Below are 335 nucleotides of genomic sequence, written 5' to 3'. Positions count from 1 at the left end.
ACGCAAAAAAGCCACCCAAAGGGTGGCTTCTTCACTTAATAATAACCTGGCGGTTCCCTACTCTCACATGGGGAGACCCCACACTACCATCGGCGCTACGGCGTTTCACTTCTGAGTTCGGCATGGGATCAGGTGGGACCACCGCGCTACGGCCGCCAGGCAAATTCGTTTAATCCAAAACAAGCTTTTCATAATGAATGACTCTGTCGTCTCTTCACTATGCTGAAAAATCTCTTCGTCTCTCAACTCAAAACACCTTCGGTGTTGTCAGGTTAAGCCTCTCGGTTCATTAGTACTGGTTAGCTCAATACATCGCTGCACTTACACACCCAGCC

1 rRNA gene is annotated in these 335 nt (G+C 49.3%); it reads right to left on the bottom strand.

Going from position 1 to position 335, the window contains the following annotated elements:
* Positions 1-44: 44 nt before the first annotated feature.
* A 5S ribosomal RNA gene (gene rrf / locus AAZR23_RS20775) occupies positions 45-160 on the bottom strand.
* Positions 161-335 lie beyond the last annotated feature (175 nt).

The organism is Morganella sp. Je.2.23 (genome assembly GCF_051129855.1).
GTDB lineage: Bacteria > Pseudomonadota > Gammaproteobacteria > Enterobacterales > Enterobacteriaceae > Morganella > Morganella sibonii.
The sequence above is the reverse complement of the archived record's forward strand: the minus strand, read 5'-3'. Positions and strand labels throughout refer to the sequence as shown.